Source organism: Saezia sanguinis (assembly GCF_003991585.1).
Taxonomy (GTDB): Bacteria; Pseudomonadota; Gammaproteobacteria; order Burkholderiales; family Burkholderiaceae_C; genus Saezia; species Saezia sanguinis.
Genome location: NZ_PQSP01000004.1, coordinates 32,490 through 55,627 on the forward strand (window position 1 = coordinate 32,490; position 23,138 = coordinate 55,627).

Sequence of the window (23,138 nt, forward strand, 5' to 3'; positions counted from 1 at the left end):
GATTTTTTTTGAGTGGCGGCTATTGCCATAGAGTATGAACTGAGGATTCGATATGGTAACTGGAAATAAGAAAATAATCCGGGTAAAAACGACTATAGATGAAGAAGGTATGCCCACCGGCGTTGTCTCGACAACGCCTGAAAATGATTTTGTGCGCAAGGAAGTGGAAGTATTTCCAACAAAAGCGATTCCCATTATTTTCATACCAGATGTGATGGGCTCTCCCTTGCGTGCAACGGGGAATCATGCCAAATTGATCAGTGCTAAAAACAAGTGGGCCTGGTTTCCGGATTATCCGCTGGACTGGGGACTGGGGCTGAAAGAGAAAATTTTTAATGAAGTTCGCGAACCAACCAAAGCGCTGCTGGACGTAGTTAAAACTTTTGCCAAAACCAAGCTGGATGAAGAGATTGAGAGTTTAAATAAAGAGATCAACAAGGGTGTTGAACAGCTGATTACCAAGGTAACAGGCAAGGAGTTTCCGAAAGAGGACGAAACCACCGAGACTACGGCGACGGAAGAAACAGAAGAAAAAAGTTTGCCTAAAACGCTGTTGGGGCAACTGATTGCGGAGTTGAAAACGGAGGCCGACAGCCAGTGGGAAAAGTACAAACAAAAGCAGGAAGACCGCAAGTTCAAGAACAAGTTTGAAAAAGCGATGAAAAAAGTGGGTACAGATGTTACGGATGCCCTGGCGAAAGTGGTGATCCCGCTGGATCCCGATAAGATCGTTAACCTGATTTTTCCCAAGTCCAAAGGCTTTACTGATTTGACGCCGACAGAGCGCCAGCAGTTATTGGACCCGGCGGAAACTGCGGCATTGACGGCTTATGATACAGATATTGAAAAACGCATTATCTCCAGAATCAAACGCCATTTAGGGAAAAAAGATGCCGCCTACGATGACCAGCAGCTTTTTGGCGTGCAGGAGGCATTGCGGCGCGGCTGGGCCACCGTGTGCTGGAATTCCTATGGCGACTTTCTGATCAACCTGGAAAACAGCCTGCGCCACCTGACTTATTCAGGGGGGACGGTGTTTCAGGATGGCATCAATGAAACGTCGCTGAAGAATATGCCTGTTTTCAACGATGTGTTCAAGTTGATTGATGATAAGTTTCCGAATGCGAAAGGCGCTATTTTGCCGGGGTATGTCCCCGCAGTGACAAAAACAGAGCAGCCGCAGGATGCTGATGCCACAGAGGTGACCGATGTGGAGGCCAAGCAGGAGGAAAAGGCGTCATCTGATGTTGATGGGGCGCAAACCGCTGAGGCTGCCGATGAGACTGCTGGTCATGACGAGGCTGCTGATCCAGAGAAGGATGCCGCTACGCCTAAGGAAAGCACGGATAAAGTAGATCAGGCAGATTCGGCCAATGAAGAGGCTTACAGCAAAGAACTGGTGAACCATGTGGACCGGGCGATTGAGTATCACTTTCCGGTGTTTGCTGTCGGGTATAACTGGCTGGGTTCAAATCGGCAGGCTGCCATAGATATTTATGCGCGGTTGTGTGAAATTCAAAAGTATGTTGAAGCGAAAAGGCGGCCTAAGACTCCGTCGGACAATGCATCAGATAAAGATGCCGATGCTGCCAAAACGGAGAATACACAGGATTCCACAGCTGAATCAACAGAAGCAAAGACTGAAGCGTCTTCGTCTGCTGCGGCAGATACAACAGATAAGACCAATACAGTAACAACCACGCAGGAGGCTGCGGCAGCTCCGGCGGCTTCGGAAAAGTCTTCTGCTTCTGCCAAGTCAGGTTCGTCGGCAAGTGTCAATAAAGATATACCCAAGCGCGACGAATATGGACTGAATTTGGAGTGCTGCGGGTTCATTATTGTGACCCATTCCATGGGCGGCCTGGTAGGCAGAACGCTGCTCAAGAATCTGGACAGTTTTAATCAACAGAAAGCGGAGCAGATTCAGGCACAGCTGGATGCTGTTGATAAGGAAATAAAAGGCTTGCAGCCAGGACAAGAGGGCAAGAAGCCTGCCACAGCAGAGGGCACGCAGCCAACTGAGACATCGGGTACTCCGGGGGGTAAAGGTGGAGGCCAGGATGCTGCTCAACCGTCTACAGCGCAAACCACCCCCGCTGGCAAAGAAACAACCCAACCGGCTGCGGGGGCTCCTGCTGGCACTGCTGCGACTCAGACCAAACAGGAGACACCACAGGCGCAGACTGAGGCGCAGAAAAGAAAAGCTGCTGCTGAAAAGGAACAGGCTGAGGAAAAAGCCGAAGAAGAACGCAAGAAAAAACTGGCTGCTGCCGAGAAAAAAAAGGAAGAGTTGAACAAGAAATCAGAGGTTGCCAAAAAGCCGGTGATTGCGCATGGTGCTATACACGGCATGCATGCTTTCAACGGTATGGCTGCTATTTACCGGCGCATGCAGGTGGGCTGGGAGGTTGAAGGCAAGGGTAAGGGCTGGTTCAAACGCGCCCGTTCGGCCGTGACGTCTTATGCAATGGGGTTTGACAGCAAATTTGTGACGCCGGTATTTGCACAGTCACCGGGCCTGCTGGAGCATGTGCCAAGCCATTTGTATAAAAAGGGTACACAGACGAGCTGGCTGCATTTTCAGGTTAAAAAGGATGAGAAAGCGTTTTTGTCGCTGCCGGTCAGTGATCCATATGAAGATATTTATAAGCAGACCCGCTGGTACGGGTTGGCCAATCCGGTGCGCCTGTCGACAGATAAAACCAAACGCAAGGAGCAGTGGACGAAGTATCTGGCTTTGATGGAAAAAGTCGGGGACTTTCATAAATACGAGCTGGATGGATATGTACACCCCAAAACGTTTGCTTTTTATTCGGAGAACAAGGCAACTCCGGCATTCGGCGAGCTGACCTGGAAGGTGGCACAGACTGCCAAAGGCGGCAAAGGTGATGCGGAGAAAAGCAAGGAAGAGACGGCCACAACAGAAAGCGACTTTGAATTTAAATATAAACTGCCTCTGGATACAGAAGGCAGCAAACCCGGACCAAGCGGAAGTGCCTCGTCAACTCCTGCAGCAGGGGCTGCTGCGGGCGCAGATGCAAAATCTGCTCAGGCGGTTGAGTCAAGGGCGTTGTCTGAGGGCGTGAAGAAGGAACTGGACAGCATAACGGGCCAGGATCTAGCCAAGGAGATATTTTCGGAAAATCTGGTGCTCAATGAGCACGATAACCTGATACAGGAGTATCTGTATGGAGAAGATTCACTGCCTATATTTAAAGAGTTCAAGGAAAAGGGTTCTTTGGAACAGTTGGGCAAAGATGGGGCATTTCCGGTGGAGCCGATTTTTGGTAAGGACGGCCCGATTGGCGCGCTGTTGAAAAATATTCCTTATTTCGGCGCCAACCAGGCGGCAGATACTTCTTTGTCGTACCTGCCGTCAAACAGTGTGTGGCTTAAAAACCAGGTCAACAATGCAAGGTTTACCGCCAAGATATCCAAGGCCGACAGCAAGGGGGATGGTGTTGTACCGTACTTCTCAGCCTATCCGACCCAGGAGGTTAAGCAGGGGCATACGGAAGGGCAGATGGTTCCTTACAGGTTTGCCGTAGATGAAAATGAGAAGCGCAAAGAGCTGCTGGATCACCATCAGGCATTTGACGATGCGCGGGCGGTCAAGGTGACTTTGTATTCGATTTTAGGGGTGGCTGGTTGTGAAGAGACTGCCAAGACGATTGAAAACCAGGGGAAAAAGCCCGAATCTGAAGAGGCCCAGAAGGAGAGTTGACAGGCCAGAGTGGTGAGCCATGCCTGCATGGTATGCCATTGGGATGTTTGGGCAGATTGCAGGAGAAGGTTGTACGGGAAGGTTACAGATGTGCTCGCAGAATCATGAGGGCCAAGCGTATGGTGAAAGTAACGCCTGGCACCTGAGAGGAGTTTGTTGGATTTATGAATATGACGCGTGACTTTAAAACTTTTTGTATTGGGCGTATGCTGGTTGATTTGCCTGAGCGTTTGGTTTCGTTGAAGCCTGCAGATGGTTCGCTTGACATGTCGGAAGAGCTGAGGCTGGATGGCATGTTGATTACAACGCGAACGGGGGTGAGTTTTCAGGCGTTTCAGGATCTGGTTGATGCCCGCTGGGCCGAGTTGCAGGTTATGGAGCAGGAGCAGTCTGCTGCGGCTTTGGCTGCGCCCCCGCAGTATCATCCGATCCGGGAAAACGGTGGTCTTTTTTCGTTCAACCAGAAGAGTATTTCGTATAACGCGCGGGTTTTGAATGGTGTGAAGACGGCCGATTATGTAACGGTCAATGATGCCGAAGGTTATTTCTGGGACAAGGGCACGCTGTTTACCATCAAGGACGGTGGTTATGACACGGTGAACCAGAAGATTGCCGAGGCCATGGCGCGCATGAGTTACCTGGCGCCCGGGCAAATGCCTGAGCAGGCCGGTATTTGTCTGCAGGGTGGGTTCATTGCGCAGCATTACGGTGTGTGTTCTGAACTGTATATTGGTACGATATCGGCGCCTTATTTCACATTTTTAATCCGCCATACCGAAGAGGTGGATGGCGTGCCTTTGCTGGAGCAGTTTGGCCCTTTTGCGCCGATGATTGCCGATGTGGAGGATGACTGGATTGAGGGTGGCATTGTGTTCCGCGCAGCTGAGCGCGCGCAGGACCATTTGCCAGCGCAGGAGCTGGTGACGGGGTATACGCAAGGGGTTGCCATAGAGGGTAAGGGCATGGGGGACTTTACAACCGATGTCGAAGCCCGGTGGGAGTTTGTCGGGCAGGAAACGCCTGACCCGCAGCCGCTTGTGCATGCCGAACTGGTGTTGTCGGTGGATGACCGATGGCTGCCGGATACGCTGGGCGAATATCCTGAGCAGATAGAGAATTCAGCGGTGCCCACAAAAGAGGCGTTTTTTGATATGTGGGATGCTGTTGCCAGCAACATCCGCTTTTATCCGGGAGCACTGGCTCCGGCACCGAAAGATGCTGAACCGCTGTTGCTGGGTCCAAGTGACGCGCAGCGCATGAGCAACCGGCAGGCGCTGGATGACTTTCTGGGAGAGATGGACCTGCGCGGTATTTCCGGCCTGCCTGAGGCGTGATGCAAGGCTGAGCGTGCGTGGGCAGTAGCTGGGCCAGCGTTGCTGTGGCACAGGTGCTTATCTGCACCTGAGGGGGTGTATTCAGAGCTTATTCAAAACGGGTTTTTGACGGGGTAGGGAAAGCCTGATCACCGTCATGGCCGGGTGGCTGTTTTTGTATCTGATACAGCCCGCTGAATATGTTGTTTTGAAACAGGGCCTCCAGATCTGCCGGCTGTATGGCGCTGCTTTTTTGGGGCAGCGTGATTTCCATTTCGCTATGGTGCAGGATGAAGAAGTGTAGAAATGACGCAATGCAGGGGTTCTCTATTCTGCCGCTTATAAATTGGCTGAGGGTCTGGCGGAACAGATGGCCTCTGGTTTTTTCGGGGCCGGTAAAACGGTAAAAGGTGGATGACGAGATGCCGTCGGTGAAGCTGACGGCGTTGATGCTTTTGCCGTCATGTGTGAGCAGTGTGACCTGCCCGCAGTGAAACAGGGCGGGTGCTTGAAAATGGCCAACCTGCCGGTACAGCGCATGGTTGCTGCCGGACAGCGGGCGTGGCTTTTCAAAATAGCAGATGAAAACGGACATGTGGTTCAGGGCGCCGCGCGCGGTGTAGTGGCTGTGATGGTAGCAGGGGGCATGCGTTTGTCAATGCCCTGCATGATGAGTTGCGCCAGGTGCTCGTAGTTTTTGTCGAAGTGGTGGTCTCCGGGTATTTCGATGGCCTGCCCAACAGCCTGGGGTTGCAGGCAGCCGGAGTCTTCCCGCTCTTCACTGCCGTAAATGCACAGAACTTTGTCGGCAGGGAGTTGCTGCATTTCGGGGCCGGTGAGGGTTTCGTCGGCGTCCTGGCCAAGCCAGCCGCTCACGGCAATTTCAAAGTTGGCGCTGCGTGAAAACGCAAGCAGCACGATGGCGCCAATGCTGGCCTGGTCCTGTGGTGAGAGGCGATTGTAGAGTGCGGGCATGATGTCTGCACCGAACGAGTAGCCTGCCAGTATAAAGCGTTTGGCGCCCCATTTGTCGCGATAGGTTTGCATGAGTTCGGCAAGATCCTGGGCGCTGCGTTCGGGAGAGCGGTGCTGCCAGAAGAGTTTGAGGGTATCCACGCCGACAACCGGATAGCCATGGGCGGCCATGTATTCACCGGAGACTTTGTCCAGGTCGCGCCAGCCGCCATCGCCTGAATAGTACAGGGTGACGGTATCAGCATAAGGCGCATAATGGCCATCAGGGCTGTCTGCGGGGGCGGGCAGTTCCACAACCGGAAAGCCCTGTTGCTGATCGTCGAGCACAGCGGCCAGGTGTGTGTTCAGCAGCAGCGTGGAGCCGGCCATGTACTGGCCGATGGTGGTGTGCGTTTGGGTGTGCTGCATCTGGCGTACAAACAGGCCAGTATCGCTTTCGGGGTCGTTGTTCCAGATGATTTCCCAGTGACCGTGTGGTGCTTCAGCGGGTAGCGGCTGGTCGCAGTCGGGCTGCTTCACGTTAAAGCCAATGGAGAGTGCGCGCGCATCATCGTCTTGCTGCTGCGCCAGCCAGCGATAGGCCAGTGCCGCGCCATTGTCCAGCCCGACGACAATGTCTGGCGGATTATCCAGCGCATCGGTGGCGGCTTGCAGCCGCGTCTGCTGGTCGCTGCAACTGCCTTGCGGTTTGAGTACAAACTGTACTAACTGGGCATCGGTCTGCCTGGCAAGCTGTAGCAACTGGTTGGGGTCAAGGTGCTGGGCTTCGGTAGCGGCAATGATGCTGTACGCTGCAGGCTCGCCCTGTGGGTGTGCGATGAGCAGGGTGGATCCATCGGCCAAAGTGGTGGTTTGCACACAGGCTTTTGGGGTGCGTTGCAGCAGCCACCAGGCAATGGCCACTGCCATGCAGATGAAGATGACGGCAAGCAGTACGATGAGCAGCCAGCGGCGCCGCCGTGATGGCGGCTGGTGCTGTGGCGCCTGCGGGGATTGCAGGTTTTGCGGACGGGTATGGTGTGGCGTCATGAGGAAGGTCTGCCTTGGTGATGTGATACGGCTAGCGCTTGACCAGCCCGCTCCAGCCGCCGGAGATGAGGGTGGCGGTATCGACAAGCGCCATCCATGGGTCCAGCCCGGCAGGAACTGCCATGTAGCGGGGTTCCCAGTGGGGGGAGAATTTGTTTTTAAAACGGCGCAGGCCCTGGAAGTTGTAGAACTGCTCGCCACGGCGAAAGATCATTGCGCCCAGGCGCTGGGTTACGGGGGCGCCACGGCGCAAATGCAGTCCCGAAAGCGGCACCATGCCCAGGCTGAAGCGTTGCAACTGGTGCTGCTGAAAGTGCAGAATGAGCCCGACCATGAGAAATTCCATGGTGAGGTTGGGTGCATGGTCGGCCACGCGCATTAGGTCCAGGCTGGCCGATGCGCCGTTGGTTGTTTGCAGCAGGTTGGCAAAAGCGACGATCTGGCCCTGGTATTCAACCGTGGCAATGGTGAAGTGGCGCAGATAGTCTGGTGCGAAATGCCCGAGCGAAAACCCTTTTTCGCGCACATGTTTGTTTTGCAGCCACTGGTCGGATATTTCCTGCAACTGCGCCATGGGGGCGGTGCCGGGCGCGTAAAATGCCAGCGACAGGCCGTCGCGCTGGCCACGGCTCCAGGTGTAGCGCAGGTCGCGGTTGGTTTTGGACTGAAGGTCAAACCGGGTCAGGTCGACAATGGCCTCTTCGCCCAGTTTGATGGCGGTCAGCCCGGCATCCATGTAATAGGGCAGGTTGGCGGCACTGACCTGATAGAACACCGGGCGCACGCGGTGCTGGTCGCACAGGTCGCGAAACTCCCAGATCAGGTCGGCCCGCTCCAGCGCCGAGCCAATGGGGTCAAACAGCGCAATCATGCTGCGGCGGTGCCGCGCGTACATGAGAAATGCGGTGCGTGTTTCGTTGAACAGTATGGCTTTGTCGCCGCTCATGACCAGCCCGCCTTCGGGCTGGGTGCCGGCCTGCACAATGCGGTAGGCTTCATCCAGTTGTTCGTTGCGGGCCTGTCTGGCTATGGGCAGTGCTGGGCGCAGCAGCCAGGTCAGTGCAATGCAGCCCAGCAGTAAAAAACTGGCCAGTGCGGCGCGCAGGGCACGCGGTGCTTCGCTGTCGAGTTCAAATTGCCACCACAGTTTGTTGTGGTAGGGAATTTCCTGGTAAACAAAGAACGTGAGCCACAGTGAGACCGCGACGACGCAAAAGCAGGCTGTGGCAAACAGTGCAGAAAACGGTACTTCGGTAAGGCGGCTTTTGCGGTAGAAGGAGCTGCGGAAGGCGTACAGCAGTGCGGCAATGACGAGCATGACAAAGGCTTCTTCCCAGTCCAGTCCCTTGAGGATAGACAGCACGCTGGCGGCAATGAGCAGCAGCAGTGTGAGCATCCAGGCCGCCGAGAGGCGTCGCCGCAGGCCACGGGCCAGCACCAGGCAGAGTACGCCAACCAGGCTGGCCGCCAGGTGCGAGGCGTTGATCAACTGGTCGGGCATGATGAAGCTGAGAATTTGCAGGCGGCTGTCAATTTCGGGGGTGGCGCCGGAGAACAGCAAAATAATGCCCGCGGCAAAAACCAGCACCGATATGATGGGTGCGGCCACACTGGCAGCCGAGCGCATGACCGATTGCAGCGGCAGATAGTTTCGACCCTCGTTGAGCAGCAAAATGATGCTGGCCAGCCCCAGTGGCAGCAGCACGTAAACGGCGCGGTAAAGCAGCAGGGCGGCAGCGAGCTGTGCGGCACCAAGTTGTCCGGCAAATGCGGCAAGTATGACGGCCTCAAACACGCCCAGGCCACCCGGCACATGGCTGAGCACGCCGGCTGCGAGCGCCAGCAGGTAAACCAGTACAAATGTGATGAAAGGCGGCGCCGAAGGCAGCAACAGGTAGAGAATGGTTGCGGCAAAGATCACGTCAAACAGTGTGATGACCAGTTGCCATGACGCTAGGCGCAGGCTGGGAATGCGAATGGGCCAGCGCCCGAACTGAACATACTGAAACCAGCGGGACTTGCCAGTGCCAGGCGTATCGTCCGGGGGGGATGACCGCAGGCGGTGCTGGTACAGCACCATGGCGATTATCAGGTACAGCGCAAACACACCCCATGCAATGCCAGTGACCCATGCGGCAGACAGATGCAATGCAAGTGCAGCCGCCTGCACATTACACAGGGCGGCTATGGCTGCCAGCAGCGGCAAAGCACAGCCCAGCGACAGGCTGGCAAAAATGGACATGCGGGCCACATCGGTGGCATTTAACCCCTGGCTGAAATAAAGCCGGCAGCGCACTGCACCGCCGGAAAGCATGGACAGGCCAACCGCATTGCCTACGGCTGCGGCACAAAAACCGCCGGTAACCAGTATGCCCGGACGCAGTTGTACGCCGGCATAGTGTGAGGCAGACCATTCGTAGCCTATGAGCATGGTGTAGCTGCCCGCGGCTGCCAGCAGTGCCAGCAACAGTGCCGACCAAGGCACATCATGCACGGCCTGGCGCATTTGGGCGATATTGGTTTCTTTCACCAGCTTCCAGCAGATAAACAGTGCGGCAATGAATAACACCAGCGCAATGACGGCTCCCGCCACCTGTTTATACGCAGTAAAGCGTTCAATCAGGAGCCAGGGGAGGGTTTTGCGTGCAGGAGGGGTGAGCGTTGTTGTCTGTGTCATGTTTTATGCAGGAATGCATAGTACAGGGTGCATCGGTTGTTTTGTATGCACAGCAGGGGCATAATGACAAATGGTTGTAATAATGCCGTTAGAGGTGGTGCGCCGCCAAATTGTTCCGGCCAGTTGCAATCGAACAGACATAAAAATGGTGCATGTTGCTAAACTTGCGGCCAGTATATATTGCTAACACTGCAGAAACGATAACCAGCTTTGCATCAGGGATGCACTGCCTGAATATGAATGGGTTGCAGGATGCATCTAAGGGTAATTTGCCAGTCGGTGGCGTAAGTGGCAAAAGATCGTTTATACTTCGGTTCGGTCCTTTGGCAAACCGCTTACCGGTATGTTCAGAGGGCAGGAAACATGGCGCGATAGCAAAGCGGTTATGCACCGGATTGCAAATCCGTGTAGGTCGGTTCGACTCCGGCTCGCGCCTCCATATTTATCAAAGGGTTAGATCATTTTGGGTCTGACCCTTTTTGTTTGCTTTGCGGAATATTCCGCAATTCCAGTGGACTAACGATCTTCCCAGCAGTGGCTTTTTTGTTGGGCTGGGGCGACCATAAAAGTATGGTAAATTAGCTGCCATGAAGACAATTTATTTCGCACGGGGTTTCACGCGTCATAAAAAAGGAAAAAAAGTACAACTGTGGGCAGCCCCGTCAATACAATGCAAAACAGCAGATGAGGCAATAGAAAAGGCATTGATGATGTTTCAAGGACAGACATTTGTAGGCGTAGTTGCTGTTGCGCATGAATATGACGAATCAACAGAACAAACTGGTAACTTCAAGTTGCTGGTGCAATATGGAGACCTATAAGAAAGATTTGATACCTTTGTTCTATAGTTCCGGCTAGAGCACATATGCAAGCCACCACTGGGGTGGCTTTTTGTTGCATAGGTTTTCAAAGTATTGGCTACATTATTGGCAAATGAAATTAATAATTTGCGGAACAGGGAAAGTGTTATTTCTTTCGCAAGTAGAGTAGTTTCTAGAGATCAATTGTTGGGTAATGTTTCCTTTGCCAAAAGGTTGGTCATATCTGACTATATATCGGCATAGAAAAGTTTGGGATGAACAATTTACTGCACTATCAATGACCATTGACCAAGGATCTTCATTGTCTTTACCCTGGACTAGCAGATAAAAGAAGGTCCAGTCCCCCGAGACTTCTCCTCTCCAATTTTCAATATTAGTGTTAAGAGGATTTTCTATATAGAAAGATAATTTCTCATTCTCGTGTATTTTTTGCCATCCATTCGAAACTCCAATTTGGCTTGTACATCCAGACAGCATGAGGGATATAAATAGAAATAGCAGTGTTTTTTTCATAATGCCCCCTAAATAACAGTCGATGATACGAAATGATAAAAACAAAACCCAGTAGCCCCAGGCTAAGCGATGAGTGCCCTGAATGATTGCAGCAACACTTTACAGTTCAGTACAGAATAATCCATGGATAAAGATAGCGAGGCTGCGGTATCTTAGGGGATATTTGGTTACACGTGTCACCAGATTAAATGGAAGCTACCCCAGCGGTGGCTTTTTTTGGGGTTATTGAGGGCAAACTGCATTCAGTAACTGATCAAGTGTTTGGCATAAAGGCGTTGTTTCAGTGGTAGAAGTATGTGAATTACAATGGTCCCAAATAGAGGGGGAGATCGGTTTGCGGGTTGTGCAATCTATACTTTCTAACGGAGCCGCTTTCCAGACTAGCCCCTCTTGTGCAGGTGAATAGCTTAAGGTTACAGGAATATACCTTAGATTTGAGTTGTTGGGTACGACATAAACACCTGATGGAAGAGATAGATAAGTATCCGTGCTAATTTGTGTTGTGCGAAGGTTTTCCGGTATTTCAATCAAAGTTTCCTGCTGAGCAGTAGCAGTCAAACTTATGATGAGAAACGAGATAAAACAAACTATATTATTTTTCATCTCTTTATTCTGTAGGAAGGTAGCAAACCCCCACATGGTAGGCAATAGCTGAGCAGTGGGGCTTTTTGTTTTGGAGCGATGAGCCTACTTAAATCTCATCAAGCTCATGTCCATCTCCAGGGAAATGGTTTACCCCGGATTGGAAGCTTCCAGGGCGTTCATGTGTATCCCCGAACGCTACATGATGAGTATCTGCATATGCTTGTCTTGCGGCTCTTCCAAATGCTACTGCCATTTGGTGGCTATGGACCTGATACCGATAATAGTAACGTGAATTTCCTCCACTTGGACCTTCGATAACCGCAGTGTAATAAGGCATCGTGATTCTCCCGTAAGGATTGCTGGAAATTTCATTCTAACTGAGTAACCCAAAATGATACTGTGGGTATAAAAGAGATATAGCACCACATAGCCAGCTCTGCGAGAGCTGTAAGGAGGGCGAAACGTGGTGGTGTATTTGGTGGCACACTATTCAACCGTACTTTCATCAATCAGAGACAAGGCAATATCCTTTGCTTCGGTAGGTTTGTGTGATACGGTCTCTGATGGTGTTGGCATTTTTCTCGCCGGCGATATAGCCAATGTCGCGAAGGCTTTTTTCCCAGGCGAAGTGGTTGGCCATCCATTCATGGCTCATATATTCATGGCGGCACATTCCCAGGTAGGCTATGGCAGCAAACCGAATGTTGATGTAGTTGCTGGGAAAATCAAGCTGTTCGATGAAAAGAGCGATTTCTGTTTCGGTGGCAGAAGTTGGTATGTTCTCCATGGCGCACCCGTTTTGGAATAAGTAGTTTTATTATCATTTTGAAATGTGATAGAAATATGACAACCCAAAGAAATCTGGCAAGTCAAGCGATCAGTACCCTGAATGGTTGTAGTCAAAGCGTAGGAGTAGGAGCTTCTTCCTGTATATCAAATATGCCCAGACCCAGGCACGTGACACCAAAGAGGCAGGCAAGCCGGTTGAAGCGGGTAATCCGCTTTTTGGGGAGTCTCCCCTGGAAAGTAAGTGCTTGGTTTATATGGTGGGGAACAAAAGACGGTAACTCCGCATTGATAGCCGGCATTTACGACCGGTAATACAGGGGACGATACAGGAAGCGGTCGAGGCAGTGAAAAGAGTAAGTTTCACAAAGACTTCATGGATTTTTCATTTTATTTTCACAGGCTGAATCGATACTTCACGCATTACAAACGTATAAGGTTGATTCAAAATGAAAAAAGCGATGATGTTAATTTTATGCTTCCTTAGCTTTCATGCTATGGCACAGTCAAAACCATTTGAGGCCGGAGAATATATTACAGAAGGTGGCTGGGGTGTTATGAACATAGGTCCATTTGAAAATGGGCATCAATCATTTGAAATTTTTGCAGTGGGTGGTAATTTTCATACATGCGACCTTTCCGGGAAAATAGATAGACATGTTGGTGCGACAGAGGGAGGAGGTTGCGAAATCGTTTTTTATAGAAACGACAACGGTATTGAGGTTGTTGTTGATGATGAAATGTATGAAGCGTGTCGATCCAATTGTGGGAATAGAGCAAGTTTTGCCGGACATTATTTAAAACCCTCGCAGGGGTGTGAAAGAGGTGCAATGAAACAGGCTGTGGATCGGTCTGATGAATTGGTAAGGCAGGGGTCATATGCTGAAGCAGAAAGTATCTTAAGAGAGCTTTTATCTAATTGTCAGACGACGCTGATGCATTATGAGGATGGGCATTTGAGGAATGAGCTTGCAGAGATCCAGGCTGAACTCAATTTGAAGCAGGCATGTTTCCAAACCCTGCAGCCTTGGACGGATCTTGCCAACAAAACGGATGAAGCGGTTTGTCGTAATCCGCCTATAGCCCCGGCTGAATGCGATGAAGTACTGTCAATTGTGAGTAAGGTACGAACAAACATCGTTAAATGTGCGGCTTTACCTGAATAGAAATTTCTTTCGTTTAGGGTCTATTCAGGTTCCAGGCTTTGCCTGTAATGTGTTACGCGTGGGCGTTGCGCCCGCGCGATGTTTCACCAGCGATTGTTTTTTGAATTTTTGTCCCATGTCATCACGAGTGAAAACTCTTTGAGCAATGGTGTTGAGGGGGCATTTTTGGGGTATATTTTTAACTTGAACCGGTCATTACCTGTTGGTTTATCTATGGGGCTAAATGTAGAGTCATTGCTCTATTTAATTTTCCTCTGTTTTTGTTCTTTTTTTCCTTTGTTTGAAGTAAATCAGAAGGCCCCAAACAAGGAAAAATATGACTGAAACAAAGATCAATGCGATGCCCAAGAAATATGCGAAGATGCCACCCAAGCAGCTGATGGATCCTGTGCAACCATTGTCATAAGTGATTAAATAGACACCCCAGATGGCTGGCAGCAATCCTGCTATCAGCGCAACGCATTGAAGATAGATTTTTGACGCTGAGCGCTTCCCTGTTGTTTGTTCTGATTTCAAGGATTATTACCCCGTAGCGTTGGTTTTACTAATTGATATATTGCCATTAAAGCAGCAACAAGAGAGCAACCCAAATCCAAGTATAGGAGATACATCATTATTTGTAAGACTTGTATTCTTCTTTCACTGATTGTTGGTATTGCTGGATAAAACTCCCAAATTAGGATATATGCTCTGACCGGGATTTTAGTTATAGCCCTTTAAAAAATCGGTAACTTCTCCTGATGGCGACAGATACACGCTGAAATGATCACCTGTTAAATACAGATTATTACCACCAACAGGTTTCCCGTTGAAGTGAACAATCAGGCCGTTTTCTTTTTGGATGGATAATAACAAATATCTACCCTTCCACCAAACAATTCAGGTGGATTACATCTTTGATTAGTTGTATGGCTTTTTTCCGTATCGATGGTTTGTGCTTCTGTTATAGTCGTTTGCACTTGTGTAGCTGCCGGCTGTTCTTGAGCATATACAGGTGTTGACAATAAGAGCGCTGTAGAAATTAGGACGAATGAGATTTTCATATCTTTCCTTTTAAAAATTATTTCCAACCGCTTATAGCAAGTAAAGTATGATTGAAACGGCTAATGTCAGTTTGTACTTTATCCATTCTATGCTCAACTTGATCAGTGTACGTGTTATCTTCTTCATATCTTGCCGAATGAAAGTCTGGCGGGTAGATTGATCTGCTCTTTAAAACTGCGTAGTTTTTGAAGGAGCTTATTGTGATGCGTGCACTTTGCGAAATGGTGCCAAGTAGCTGATAATGAAAACTCGGTTAGAGAAGAAAACCAGACATATTGATTGAACAAGAATTGGAGGTTGGGTAATGAAAAAATTGCATGCTGTACTTTGTTTTGCTGCACTAACAGGTTGGGGTGCTCAAGCTGCATTTGCAGGGCCTGAAAATGAACAAGGTGAAATAAAGAAAGCGGTGATAGAAAGATGTCTGGAAAATGAGAGCAACACGGCGCAGCAGTGTCAGTGTTTTGCTCAATCGCTGTTTGAGAAATTTTCCGTGGATCAGCTCAAGCAGGCTAACTCCCGTGCTGCAACTGCCGCCCAGCGGGAGGCGTTGATAAATTGGACAGAATCAAAACCGTGCGGGGTTGACTATCCTTTGCGTGACGATTAGTTGATAGCCCACGAAGGGGTGCATGGAACAGCGAAAGCCCTTGTAAAAGGGCGTTTGTCTTGGGTGTTATTGTTCTCTGATTCTGGCGCAGGCTTTGTCATCGTCCACAAAGAGGATGCGATATGAGAGCATGCCATGGCTGAGAAAATCTCGCACTTCTATTTTATATATTCCGTCATTTCTTAACTGCTCATTCGATTGGGAGTTCCACTCGTAGTAATACGGTCTTGGGTCCCTTGAAGCGTGTTCTATCACGGTTGCCTGCCCGTAACGGGCGCTGAGTATTTGCAGGTTTTCTTCCAGTATTTTAGTGTCGGCACGGATGTCATTGGTGAAAGAAACCAATTGGCGGGTTTCTTTTGAATACACCCACCCCATTGATGTGTCTGTCAGTGCTTGAATAGCATAAAAATAGTTGGTGCATCTGGGGGTGACGTGATCTCTGGTCATCACTGTGACGCCTTCCCGCGCTTTGACTTGGTCTTCTGTCAATTGATAGTAGCTGGGATCAGTTTCAAATACGGTAGGAATATCGGAATTTTCAGCACAGCCATTTGTGAACCCTGCCAAAACAACCAGAGAGAGGGCGAGTGTGAAAAGAGGCTTCATTTTTTTCCTTCTTTTATTAAGTAAGCGACAGTTTATAAAACCCTCAAAAGAAGGCTTTGCTTTGGGATATGTGCTCTGGCTAGAGCATTACCGGCACTCAGGCGGGATGTCATGAGGCGGGACCTTGCCAGTGGGTTCAGAGCAGACCCAATATATGCGTCCTTCAATTTTTTGACCACTTAAAGGCGTTTCGTCAACCATGGGTGTTAAGAGGAGAACAATATTGTCTGCTCTTTTGGTTCCCACAATGGTGATCACGCCGGTTGCCCTGGCAATTTCGATGCTTGCGATGTTGTTGGTTGGAGTAATTGCTGACCAGCCTTGGTCATATGGGTAACCGTTGACAGCATTATCAACAACCAGATTTTTTGCGGAAGCTGCCAGAACAAGGCCTTCGCTGATTCTGGTTCGTACCGTGTAGTCGCTGTACATAATCCAAGCGTAGAAAAAATAACCCACAATAAAGATGCAAAAAAAGAATATCAGCCCTTTGGCTACGCCTTTTGCGAATCCTTTGAAAGAGAAGCCTTTTGTTGAAGCGTTTTGCATGCCGTTGTTTAAATTTTCATTTTCAGGTGTTTTGTTCATTATTGCGTCCTGATCATTTAAACCGATGAATGGATTGTATAGTTTTTGATTTATCAGGTCGGCATAATGATCAGTGTGCAAACGCTTCTTTTGTGTCATCGTCGGCATTTCAGATGGTTGTTCTGGAAGATGGGGCATATGCTTAAGCCGAAACTTCATAGCAGTGCCAAATAGAGCTGGAAACGAAGCTGCTTTAGGATTTGTTTGAAAGCGGTATGACTGCATTACTGCGGCAAAATGTGTGAGATGTGAAGAGCCGGTATGATGAAGATGATTTGGATTATTTTATTCAGCGCAATACATTGTGAGTGAGTTTAGTAAAAACGCTTTTGGCACCTGTGTTTGGAACCCCGCTCAGGGCTTGGAGCTGGTTCATTCTGAAAGCCAGGCAACGTTTCCTCAGTTTTCTGTGCGTATTTTTCGATGGATCCATGCAGATGCAGAATGGCTGACGCTCCAGTATGGAGACGATGTTTACAAAGTCAAACCTCAAATCTTTAAAGCAGTACCTGCTCCCAAATTTGTATTGGGAGAAAAGGTCTTTGTTCAGAGGAAAAAGCAGGCAGGAAACATCGTTTTTATGGGTTGGCACTTTAAACACAAGCACCTCGTTTTTTTAATTGCTTTTGATGAAAAAAATCATCTCGTATATATATTGAGAGTGAATTGAGTCATTTTATCGAACGGTGATTGAGAAGGTTTATTTTGCTTGATCGCAGGTATCTCAGATAGCGACACGTTAAGTCATACTGTGGGGGCAAAGGAGAGAAATGGGGAGGTGAAAATAAACCCGTAACAGGTTTGCTGTACGGGTTTACTCGTTTAGTTACTGGGTAACAGGAGCATATCTAATTAGTGAGTGATGGTGTGTGTAATGAGTTTGTGTATGGTAAGTATCAAACTGACAATACAATGCCATTCCTGTCGCCCCCCAACTGTCTTTTACAAGGGCATCTACGGTTGTGTAAGTCATAATTTTACCAGTATTGTCGGTTCGATATGCGGCAACCAGATCACATATCTGCTTAGGGGTTCCTACTGCTTCTCCCAAGGCTTGGTAAGCGGATATTCCACGGAAATCAGCCGTATAGATATTGTCGCGGTCAATGTTTTGCGCATGGGCCACCAGTGCAGATGAAGCGACAACACCTACAGCCACAGCAGCAGCCAGTTTCTTAAGTTTCAATTTCACCATAGATCCTCTCATTGTTGATTGGTGAGGATAAATGGTAAGTTGGTAAATACCGCTAATGTGAACACTCAAAAAGACGGTTTTCGTTCACATGACACACTGTTTGGCTGCGATCATAAAACCTCAACAACTTATTGGAGGTTATGTGGAAATGAAAGCAGGAATGAAAAAATTAGGCGTGGCACTCATGCTTGGACTGGGGCTCGTCACAGTTTCATCGGCGCAGCAGCCCGAGGTGGGTGCCTGGATTCAGGATTACTCTTTTGATAGTCCCGCAGATACAGAGGTTGGCATATCATTAGATCATATGTGTACCCTCATTGTGCAAAAAGCTAATGATAAATTGTCAGGTGCGTGGAGTTATATTTATGATAACGAATATAAGCTGAGTGCTACAAAGCCAGCCAGATCAAGCTTTCTATCTTGTTTTGTCCACACCAGTAATACTGGAAGGGCAACAAATGTGGGTAAGACAATTACATGCAAAAAATTAGTAAGCGGAACAAACCCAGGCTGGATTATTCCAGGCATAAGCACGGGGTGCTACGCCAAACCAAACGAATGATTATGTTGCTGTAGATGCAGGTATTCCCTGTATCTATTCACCTAATCAAATAGCGGCCGTCTACGATGAGTAGACGGCTTTTTTATTGGCTACAAAGAAAGAGCATGAAAACAATTGAGCAGGGAGCAGATGGCTGAGCGGGCAAATATCTTGCGGCGAAAAAACTATGGAAAAAACGTGCAGGCTGGTTAAAAAGTTCGATGCGATGATCAGAAAATAAAGAGGGGTTTGGCAGGCTGAAATCACATCAGAAGTGAGAAATAATTCCATTTCAAGAATTGGCGGGTCATTTTTGACCCGGCATGATTATTCTTTGAAATCAAATAGTTAGAAAAAATCGGGTCAAAAGTGGCCCGGTATGATTTTTCTTTTAAAACAACAGCTTAGCAAAAATCGGGTCAATAATGACCCGTTTTGACTTGTGGATAAGTCGAGATTCTGTGGATAACTCATTTTGCTATTGTTTGAAATGATAATTTTGTCAATGAAATCAATTTATTATGGATGATGGTCTATAGGTGGCACGCGAATTGCAGTAGGGTAAAGGCTTCTGCAACAGTGCAGACAATTAACAAACTAAGGAGCATATCAATGCCAACCCCAGCGTATATTTCGATCGAAGGCAAAACCCAGGGCAACATCACCCAGGGTGCATTCACAGCCGATTCCGTCGGTAACGTCTACGTCGAAGGCCACGAAGACGAAATCCTGGTCCAGGAAATCAGCCACCGTGTTACGACCCCGACCGATCCGCAAAGCGGCCAGCCCTCAGGCCAGCGCGTGCACAAACCGTTTGTCTTCACCTGTGCGCTGAACAAAGGCGTACCACTGCTGTACCAGGCACTGACCACCGGTGAAATGCTGCCTACCGTGGAAGTCCGCTGGTATCGCACATCTGTAGATGGCAAACAGGAACACTTCTTCTCCACCAAGCTGGAAGATGCTACGGTTGTAGACATTGACACCGTACTGCCACATGCGCAGAACGCCGACAACGCCAACTACACCCAGTTGGTCCGCGTCTCACTGGCCTACCGCAAGATCATCTGGAGCCATGAGGTCGCCGGAACCGAAGCTTCTGACGACTGGAGAGCGCCGATCGAAGGTTAATCGGACATGTGCGCACGCATGCATATAAGGTGCAGCGCACACTCTTCCGTCTAAAGCCGGAGCATGGTTATTCCTGCTCTGGCTTGATGTGTCTTTAAAAACAGCGTTCAAGTTGGACGGCTCTATATGACCAGGCAGGTGCCCGGCAGCACGTCATAGAGCAAACGCCGTTTAATATACTCAGGCAGAAATACCGTAAGGTTTCATAGAAACTTCACACATTATTCACACAGCTACCCATAATGAAAACATACATAAAAACACAATCAGCTGCCTGTAGCCCAAAACAACAATCCAGCAGCATTTGCATTTGGAGGACTCACCCATGGCAAGCCGCCCCGTCGTATTAGTAGGTCATGCACACATGTGCCCGATCCATGGCCCTGGGGTCGTGGTGACCGGCTCGCCCACCAGCATACTTAATGGCCGTCCGGTGGCCCGTGTTGGCGATCTTGTCAGTTGTGGGGCCACCATCATTACCGGCTCGGCCATTGCCAGCCTGGACGACGGGCATCCGATCGCGCGGCTGGGCGATGTCACCAGCCACGGCGGCACCCTGATTGAAGGCGAGAGCGACTGGCTGCTCGATTAAACCACTGCACACCACCGTATCAACATCTATAACACCAACATATCAGTACAGGAATCATTATGGCGCAGACAGACCTCCGATTTAGCTTTGAACCCGCACACAACGCCAGCGCCCAGGCAGGCACAGAAATCAACTTTGACGTGGTTGAATTCAAACTGACAGAGGCCCTCAATGAACCCTTCGTGCTGGAAGTTGAACTCTTAAGCGCAGACGCCGACATCGACTTTGCCAAACTCCTGGACCAAGGCGCGCTGCTTACCATCTGGCAGGGCGCGACCGCTGTGCGCCGTGTCCATGGCGTCGTCAGCCATTTCAGCCAGGGCAACAGCGGCTTTCGCCGAACCCGTTACCACGCGGTTATCGAGCCCATGCTCTCGCGCACGCAACTGTTTTCCGACTGGAGAATCTTCCAGCAAAAGCCCGTGCCCGAAATACTGACGCAAGTATTTAATGCTGACCACGTTACCAATTTTGAACTCCAGCAGCAGCAAGCCCATCTTGCCCGCGAATACTGCGTGCAGGCCGACGAAACCGACTTCCAGTACATCCAGCGACTGGTTGCCGAAGAAGGCTTTGTCTACCGCTTTGCCCACAGCGAGCAGGGCCACCAGATGATCCTTACCGACGTCATCCAGACCCTGGGCGCGCTCGAAGGCAGCGACGGCGCAGACGGCACCGTCCTGTACCAGCCCACCCCGGCAGGCGACCGGCCTCAGCCCGCGCTGCACACCTTCTCCTATCACGAGCAGGTACGAACCGCACGCCAGACCCAGCGCGACTACACCTTCAAAAACCCGCGCTACAACCAGCACCAGGCCAGCATCGGGCGCGACATGCCGGCCCAGTCCAGCGAGTACGAACGCTACGACTACCCCGGGCGCTACAAACAAGACGCCGCAGGCAGCCCCTTCACCCAGACCCGGCTGGCTGCCTTACGGCGCGACGCCAAACTCGCCATCGCCACCGGGGACGATGCCCGCATTGAACCCGGCGTCGCCTTTGAACTCACCGGCCACCCACGCCAAAACCTCAACGCCGTGTGGCGCCCTGTCAAAGTTGAGCACTGGGGCAAACAACACACCAGCGCTGAAGAAGAAGCTGCAGGCGCGCAAGTCAGCACCAGCTATACACAAACCGCTGAACTCGTGCCTGCCGCTGCCGACTGGAAAGCCCCCCTGCCGGCCAAACCGCACCTGCATGGCCCCGAAATCGCGCACGTGGTCGGCCCGCAGGGTGAAGAAATCTACTGCGACGAATGGGGCCGTGTCAAAGTCCAGTTCCCGTGGGACCGCATCGGCCAAAACAACGAACACAGCACCTGCTGGATCCGTGTTGCGCAGGCCTGGGGCATTGGCGGGGGCGACGGCCAGCAGTCCATTCCCCGTATCGGGCAGGAAGTCATTGTCGACTTCCTGGATGGCGACCCCGACCAGCCCATCATCACCGGGCGCACCAACGACGCGTTAAACCCCACCCCCTACGAGCTGCCCAAACACAAAACCCGCAGCACCTGGCGCAGCCACACCCACAAGGGCGAAGGCTTTAACGAAATTCGCTTTGAAGACGAAAACCAGCAGGAAGAAATCTACGTCCACGCCCAGAAAGACCAGAATATTGAGGTGCTCAACAACGAAACCACCTGGATCGGCAACGACCGCAGTGAACACGTTGAGCACAACGAAAAAATCTTCATCGGCAACGACAGAAGCGAGCAGGTCATTAACGACGAGGCCGTCGAAATCGGGCACGACCGCAAGCACCACGTCATCAATGACGAATTCCTCAACATCGACCAGAACCAGACCATCGAAATCGGTAACAACCGGGTAGAAACCATCCGCAACCACCGTAAAGACGACATTGCCGCCAACCACTGGGAAAAAGTCGGGGGCCATATCGAAATACAGGTCGAAGGGCACCACCAGATCGAGGCCGGGCAGCAAATCATCCGCAAAACCCAGATGTATGAACTGGGCGTGCAGGAAAAAATAGTGTTCAAAGCACCCGGCGGCAAAATCACGCTCGATGCATCGGGCATCACGCTTGAAGGCAACATCAACATCAAGGGGCCGATGAACCAGGTCGGCTCCGGCGGTGGCGAAGGCATCTCCATCAGCGGCTCCCCGCTGGAAACACCATTTGGCGAGTGCTCGGAGAAAAGCCGATGAGCGGCACCCAGCCCTATATTGACCTGATCCGCTCGCAGCGCAACATCAGCCAGCCGCTGTACCTGCTGGTAGACCCGCTGGAAACGGTAGATGAAGATGAGGCTTACAGCCTGGAATCGCTGGAAAACACCCTGGGCAAGGCACGCATTGAAATTGTGCCGCGTGCCGACCTCATACACACCCCGGCCGACTGCCCGCACCTGGTGCTGCTGGCACAGGCCGGAGAACCGGCGCGTACAGGAGCGGGCTCCATCCTCAATGCCACCATCGAATACGCCCGCCACGAACATCCGGCCGAGCGGCGTTACATCTGCGGCTGGCTGCAAAGCAGCCTGGACCTCGGGCAGCTTGCCGAAGTACTGGCCCAGCGCATGACATTCGCCTCAAATACAGCTACCATTGCGGTTGTGAATGCAGCAGACCCAAGCCGCGCCAACACGCGCATCTACCCCGTGTACGAGCCGTTGCGCCAGGAACTCATTGCCTATGAATGCCACGAAACCCATCCGGACATTCATGCCCAATGGCTGGGTGAAATATCGCAGTGGATCATTCCGGCCAGCAACCAGGGGTTCCTGTGCTTTAAGGCCGAATCAGCAGGTGCGGCAGACACCGTAAACGTAGCAGATGCCGCAAATGCAACAGATGCGGCAAATACAGCAGACAGCCCCGTTGCTCTGCCGCAAAATGCCGTCAATGCACAGATTGATGCGCCGCTGGTAGCCAACGTGCTGCGCATGTGGCAGCAGCTTGCCACCCGGCCCATCAGCGTGCAGCGGCAGCAGCAAATGCCCTTGCTGCGGCGCGGCCCGTTCGAGCTGCCTCAGGGCGCTGCCTACATGGCGCTACAGCAGTTACACGCGGCACACCGGCGCGGCCTCACCAATATGCGCGACCAGATGATGTTTGCCATCATGCGGCTCACCATGCACCCGCGCATAGAGCAACACGCTGTCATACAGGCCTGCATCGACCGCGCCATCAGGGGCGAAGACACGCTGGCTGCACAAATAGGTGCTATTTCGCATGTGCAAATGATGCGAATCCTTCAGGAGCTGAACACATGACCTT

General features: G+C 50.9%; 19 protein-coding genes and 1 tRNA gene. 13 read left to right on the top strand and 7 right to left on the bottom strand.

Annotated elements, in window-relative coordinates:
• The first annotated feature begins 52 nt into the window (after nt 1-52).
• Nucleotides 53-3,724, top strand: coding sequence for a hypothetical protein (locus CUZ56_RS08430; protein WP_126979954.1), 3,672 nt, complete (start codon nt 53-55; stop codon nt 3,722-3,724).
• Nucleotides 3,725-3,888: 164 nt separating this feature from the next.
• Nucleotides 3,889-5,058 (top strand): T6SS immunity protein Tli4 family protein, encoded by a 1,170-nt coding sequence (locus CUZ56_RS08435; protein WP_126979955.1) that lies wholly within the window; start codon nt 3,889-3,891, stop codon nt 5,056-5,058.
• An 88-nt stretch (nt 5,059-5,146) separates the two neighbouring features.
• Here the strand turns inward: CUZ56_RS08435 and CUZ56_RS08440 are convergent, their stop codons facing one another.
• From CUZ56_RS08440 to mprF, 3 genes are read right to left on the bottom strand one after another with little or no spacing between them, the layout of a single operon-like run.
• On the bottom strand, nt 5,147-5,632 hold the full coding sequence (locus tag CUZ56_RS08440) for a hypothetical protein (RefSeq protein WP_126979956.1): 486 nt from the start codon (nt 5,630-5,632) through the stop codon (nt 5,147-5,149).
• A 5-nt stretch (nt 5,633-5,637) separates the two neighbouring features.
• Complete coding sequence (locus CUZ56_RS08445) at nt 5,638-7,041, bottom strand: virulence factor family protein (protein ID WP_126979957.1); 1,404 nt, start codon at nt 7,039-7,041, stop codon at nt 5,638-5,640.
• A 31-nt stretch (nt 7,042-7,072) separates the two neighbouring features.
• Nucleotides 7,073-9,718 (bottom strand): bifunctional lysylphosphatidylglycerol flippase/synthetase MprF, encoded by a 2,646-nt coding sequence (gene mprF / locus CUZ56_RS08450; protein ID WP_126979958.1) that lies wholly within the window; start codon nt 9,716-9,718, stop codon nt 7,073-7,075.
• Nucleotides 9,719-10,083: 365 nt separating this feature from the next.
• Between mprF and CUZ56_RS08455 the strand changes: the two genes are divergently transcribed.
• The 4 genes from CUZ56_RS08455 to CUZ56_RS08470 all read left to right on the top strand — a co-directional run bounded on the left by CUZ56_RS08455 (nt 10,084) and on the right by CUZ56_RS08470 (nt 13,589).
• Nucleotides 10,084-10,157 (top strand) — tRNA-Cys (locus CUZ56_RS08455).
• A gap of 148 nt (nt 10,158-10,305) precedes the next feature.
• Nucleotides 10,306-10,539: a hypothetical protein gene (locus CUZ56_RS08460; RefSeq protein ID WP_126979959.1), complete on the top strand. Its 234-nt coding sequence runs from the start codon at nt 10,306-10,308 to the stop codon at nt 10,537-10,539.
• Between the two features lie 1,561 nt (nt 10,540-12,100).
• Nucleotides 12,101-12,445 carry a hypothetical protein gene (locus CUZ56_RS08465; RefSeq protein WP_126979960.1) on the top strand — a complete coding sequence of 115 codons (345 nt, stop codon included), beginning with the start codon at nt 12,101-12,103 and terminating at the stop codon, nt 12,443-12,445.
• 427 nt (nt 12,446-12,872) lie between these two features.
• Nucleotides 12,873-13,589, top strand: coding sequence for a hypothetical protein (locus tag CUZ56_RS08470; protein WP_126979961.1), 717 nt, complete (start codon nt 12,873-12,875; stop codon nt 13,587-13,589).
• An 821-nt stretch (nt 13,590-14,410) separates the two neighbouring features.
• Here CUZ56_RS08470 and CUZ56_RS08475 read toward each other — a convergent pair.
• A complete protein-coding gene (locus CUZ56_RS08475; protein WP_126979962.1) occupies nt 14,411-14,632 on the bottom strand; it encodes a hypothetical protein in 222 nt (73 codons plus the stop codon).
• 305 nt (nt 14,633-14,937) lie between these two features.
• Here CUZ56_RS08475 and CUZ56_RS08480 point away from each other — a divergent pair, with 305 nt between their 5' ends.
• Nucleotides 14,938-15,243, top strand: coding sequence for a hypothetical protein (locus CUZ56_RS08480; RefSeq protein WP_126979963.1), 306 nt, complete (start codon nt 14,938-14,940; stop codon nt 15,241-15,243).
• A 66-nt stretch (nt 15,244-15,309) separates the two neighbouring features.
• Here CUZ56_RS08480 and CUZ56_RS08485 read toward each other — a convergent pair whose 3' ends face one another.
• Both CUZ56_RS08485 and CUZ56_RS08490 read right to left on the bottom strand, forming a co-directional pair.
• Nucleotides 15,310-15,852: a hypothetical protein gene (locus CUZ56_RS08485; protein WP_126979964.1), complete on the bottom strand. Its 543-nt coding sequence runs from the start codon at nt 15,850-15,852 to the stop codon at nt 15,310-15,312.
• 87 nt (nt 15,853-15,939) lie between these two features.
• Nucleotides 15,940-16,665 (bottom strand): pilin, encoded by a 726-nt coding sequence (locus CUZ56_RS08490; protein WP_126979965.1) that lies wholly within the window; start codon nt 16,663-16,665, stop codon nt 15,940-15,942.
• Between the two features lie 79 nt (nt 16,666-16,744).
• Between CUZ56_RS08490 and CUZ56_RS08495 the strand changes: the two genes are divergently transcribed.
• Complete coding sequence (locus CUZ56_RS08495) at nt 16,745-17,110, top strand: DUF6960 family protein (protein WP_126979966.1); 366 nt, start codon at nt 16,745-16,747, stop codon at nt 17,108-17,110.
• Between the two features lie 156 nt (nt 17,111-17,266).
• On the opposite strand, the gene CUZ56_RS08500 is transcribed toward CUZ56_RS08495, so the two are convergent.
• Nucleotides 17,267-17,635 carry a hypothetical protein gene (locus CUZ56_RS08500; RefSeq protein ID WP_126979967.1) on the bottom strand — a complete coding sequence of 123 codons (369 nt, stop codon included), beginning with the start codon at nt 17,633-17,635 and terminating at the stop codon, nt 17,267-17,269.
• A 100-nt stretch (nt 17,636-17,735) separates the two neighbouring features.
• On the opposite strand from CUZ56_RS08500, the gene CUZ56_RS08505 reads away from it, so the two are divergent.
• The 5 genes from CUZ56_RS08505 (at nt 17,736) to CUZ56_RS08525 (ending at nt 23,134) form a co-directional block, all read left to right on the top strand.
• Entirely contained in the window at nt 17,736-18,197 is a 462-nt protein-coding gene (locus CUZ56_RS08505; protein ID WP_126979968.1) for a hypothetical protein, read from the top strand.
• Between the two features lie 591 nt (nt 18,198-18,788).
• Complete coding sequence (locus CUZ56_RS08510) at nt 18,789-19,307, top strand: Hcp family type VI secretion system effector (protein WP_126977702.1); 519 nt, start codon at nt 18,789-18,791, stop codon at nt 19,305-19,307.
• Nucleotides 19,308-19,632: 325 nt separating this feature from the next.
• On the top strand, nt 19,633-19,899 hold the full coding sequence (locus tag CUZ56_RS08515; RefSeq protein ID WP_126979969.1) for a PAAR domain-containing protein: 267 nt from the start codon (nt 19,633-19,635) through the stop codon (nt 19,897-19,899).
• Between the two features lie 59 nt (nt 19,900-19,958).
• The gene (locus CUZ56_RS08520; RefSeq protein WP_204250867.1) at nt 19,959-22,067 is read left to right on the top strand and encodes a type VI secretion system Vgr family protein; all 2,109 of its coding nucleotides are present in this window, start codon (nt 19,959-19,961) and stop codon (nt 22,065-22,067) included.
• On the top strand, nt 22,064-23,134 hold the full coding sequence (locus CUZ56_RS08525) for a hypothetical protein (RefSeq protein ID WP_126979971.1): 1,071 nt from the start codon (nt 22,064-22,066) through the stop codon (nt 23,132-23,134). Before CUZ56_RS08520 ends, CUZ56_RS08525 begins: the two co-directional genes overlap by 4 nt.
• Nucleotides 23,135-23,138: the final 4 nt, after the last annotated feature.

Coding starts and splice junctions, on each gene's coding strand:
- CUZ56_RS08460 (WP_126979959.1), top strand. CDS start 10,306: ATGAAGACAATTTATTTCGCACGGGGTTTCACGCGTCATAAAAAAGGA.
- mprF (WP_126979958.1), bottom strand. CDS start 9,718: ATGACACAGACAACAACGCTCACCCCTCCTGCACGCAAAACCCTCCCC.
- CUZ56_RS08440 (WP_126979956.1), bottom strand. CDS start 5,632: ATGTCCGTTTTCATCTGCTATTTTGAAAAGCCACGCCCGCTGTCCGGC.
- CUZ56_RS08525 (WP_126979971.1), top strand. CDS start 22,064: ATGAGCGGCACCCAGCCCTATATTGACCTGATCCGCTCGCAGCGCAAC.
- CUZ56_RS08445 (WP_126979957.1), bottom strand. CDS start 7,041: ATGACGCCACACCATACCCGTCCGCAAAACCTGCAATCCCCGCAGGCG.
- CUZ56_RS08510 (WP_126977702.1), top strand. CDS start 18,789: ATGCCAACCCCAGCGTATATTTCGATCGAAGGCAAAACCCAGGGCAAC.
- CUZ56_RS08485 (WP_126979964.1), bottom strand. CDS start 15,852: ATGAAGCCTCTTTTCACACTCGCCCTCTCTCTGGTTGTTTTGGCAGGG.
- CUZ56_RS08500 (WP_126979967.1), bottom strand. CDS start 17,635: ATGGTGAAATTGAAACTTAAGAAACTGGCTGCTGCTGTGGCTGTAGGT.
- CUZ56_RS08480 (WP_126979963.1), top strand. CDS start 14,938: ATGAAAAAATTGCATGCTGTACTTTGTTTTGCTGCACTAACAGGTTGG.
- CUZ56_RS08470 (WP_126979961.1), top strand. CDS start 12,873: ATGAAAAAAGCGATGATGTTAATTTTATGCTTCCTTAGCTTTCATGCT.
- CUZ56_RS08430 (WP_126979954.1), top strand. CDS start 53: ATGGTAACTGGAAATAAGAAAATAATCCGGGTAAAAACGACTATAGAT.
- CUZ56_RS08435 (WP_126979955.1), top strand. CDS start 3,889: ATGAATATGACGCGTGACTTTAAAACTTTTTGTATTGGGCGTATGCTG.
- CUZ56_RS08515 (WP_126979969.1), top strand. CDS start 19,633: ATGGCAAGCCGCCCCGTCGTATTAGTAGGTCATGCACACATGTGCCCG.
- CUZ56_RS08520 (WP_204250867.1), top strand. CDS start 19,959: ATGGCGCAGACAGACCTCCGATTTAGCTTTGAACCCGCACACAACGCC.
- CUZ56_RS08475 (WP_126979962.1), bottom strand. CDS start 14,632: ATGAAAATCTCATTCGTCCTAATTTCTACAGCGCTCTTATTGTCAACA.
- CUZ56_RS08490 (WP_126979965.1), bottom strand. CDS start 16,665: ATGCAGTCATACCGCTTTCAAACAAATCCTAAAGCAGCTTCGTTTCCA.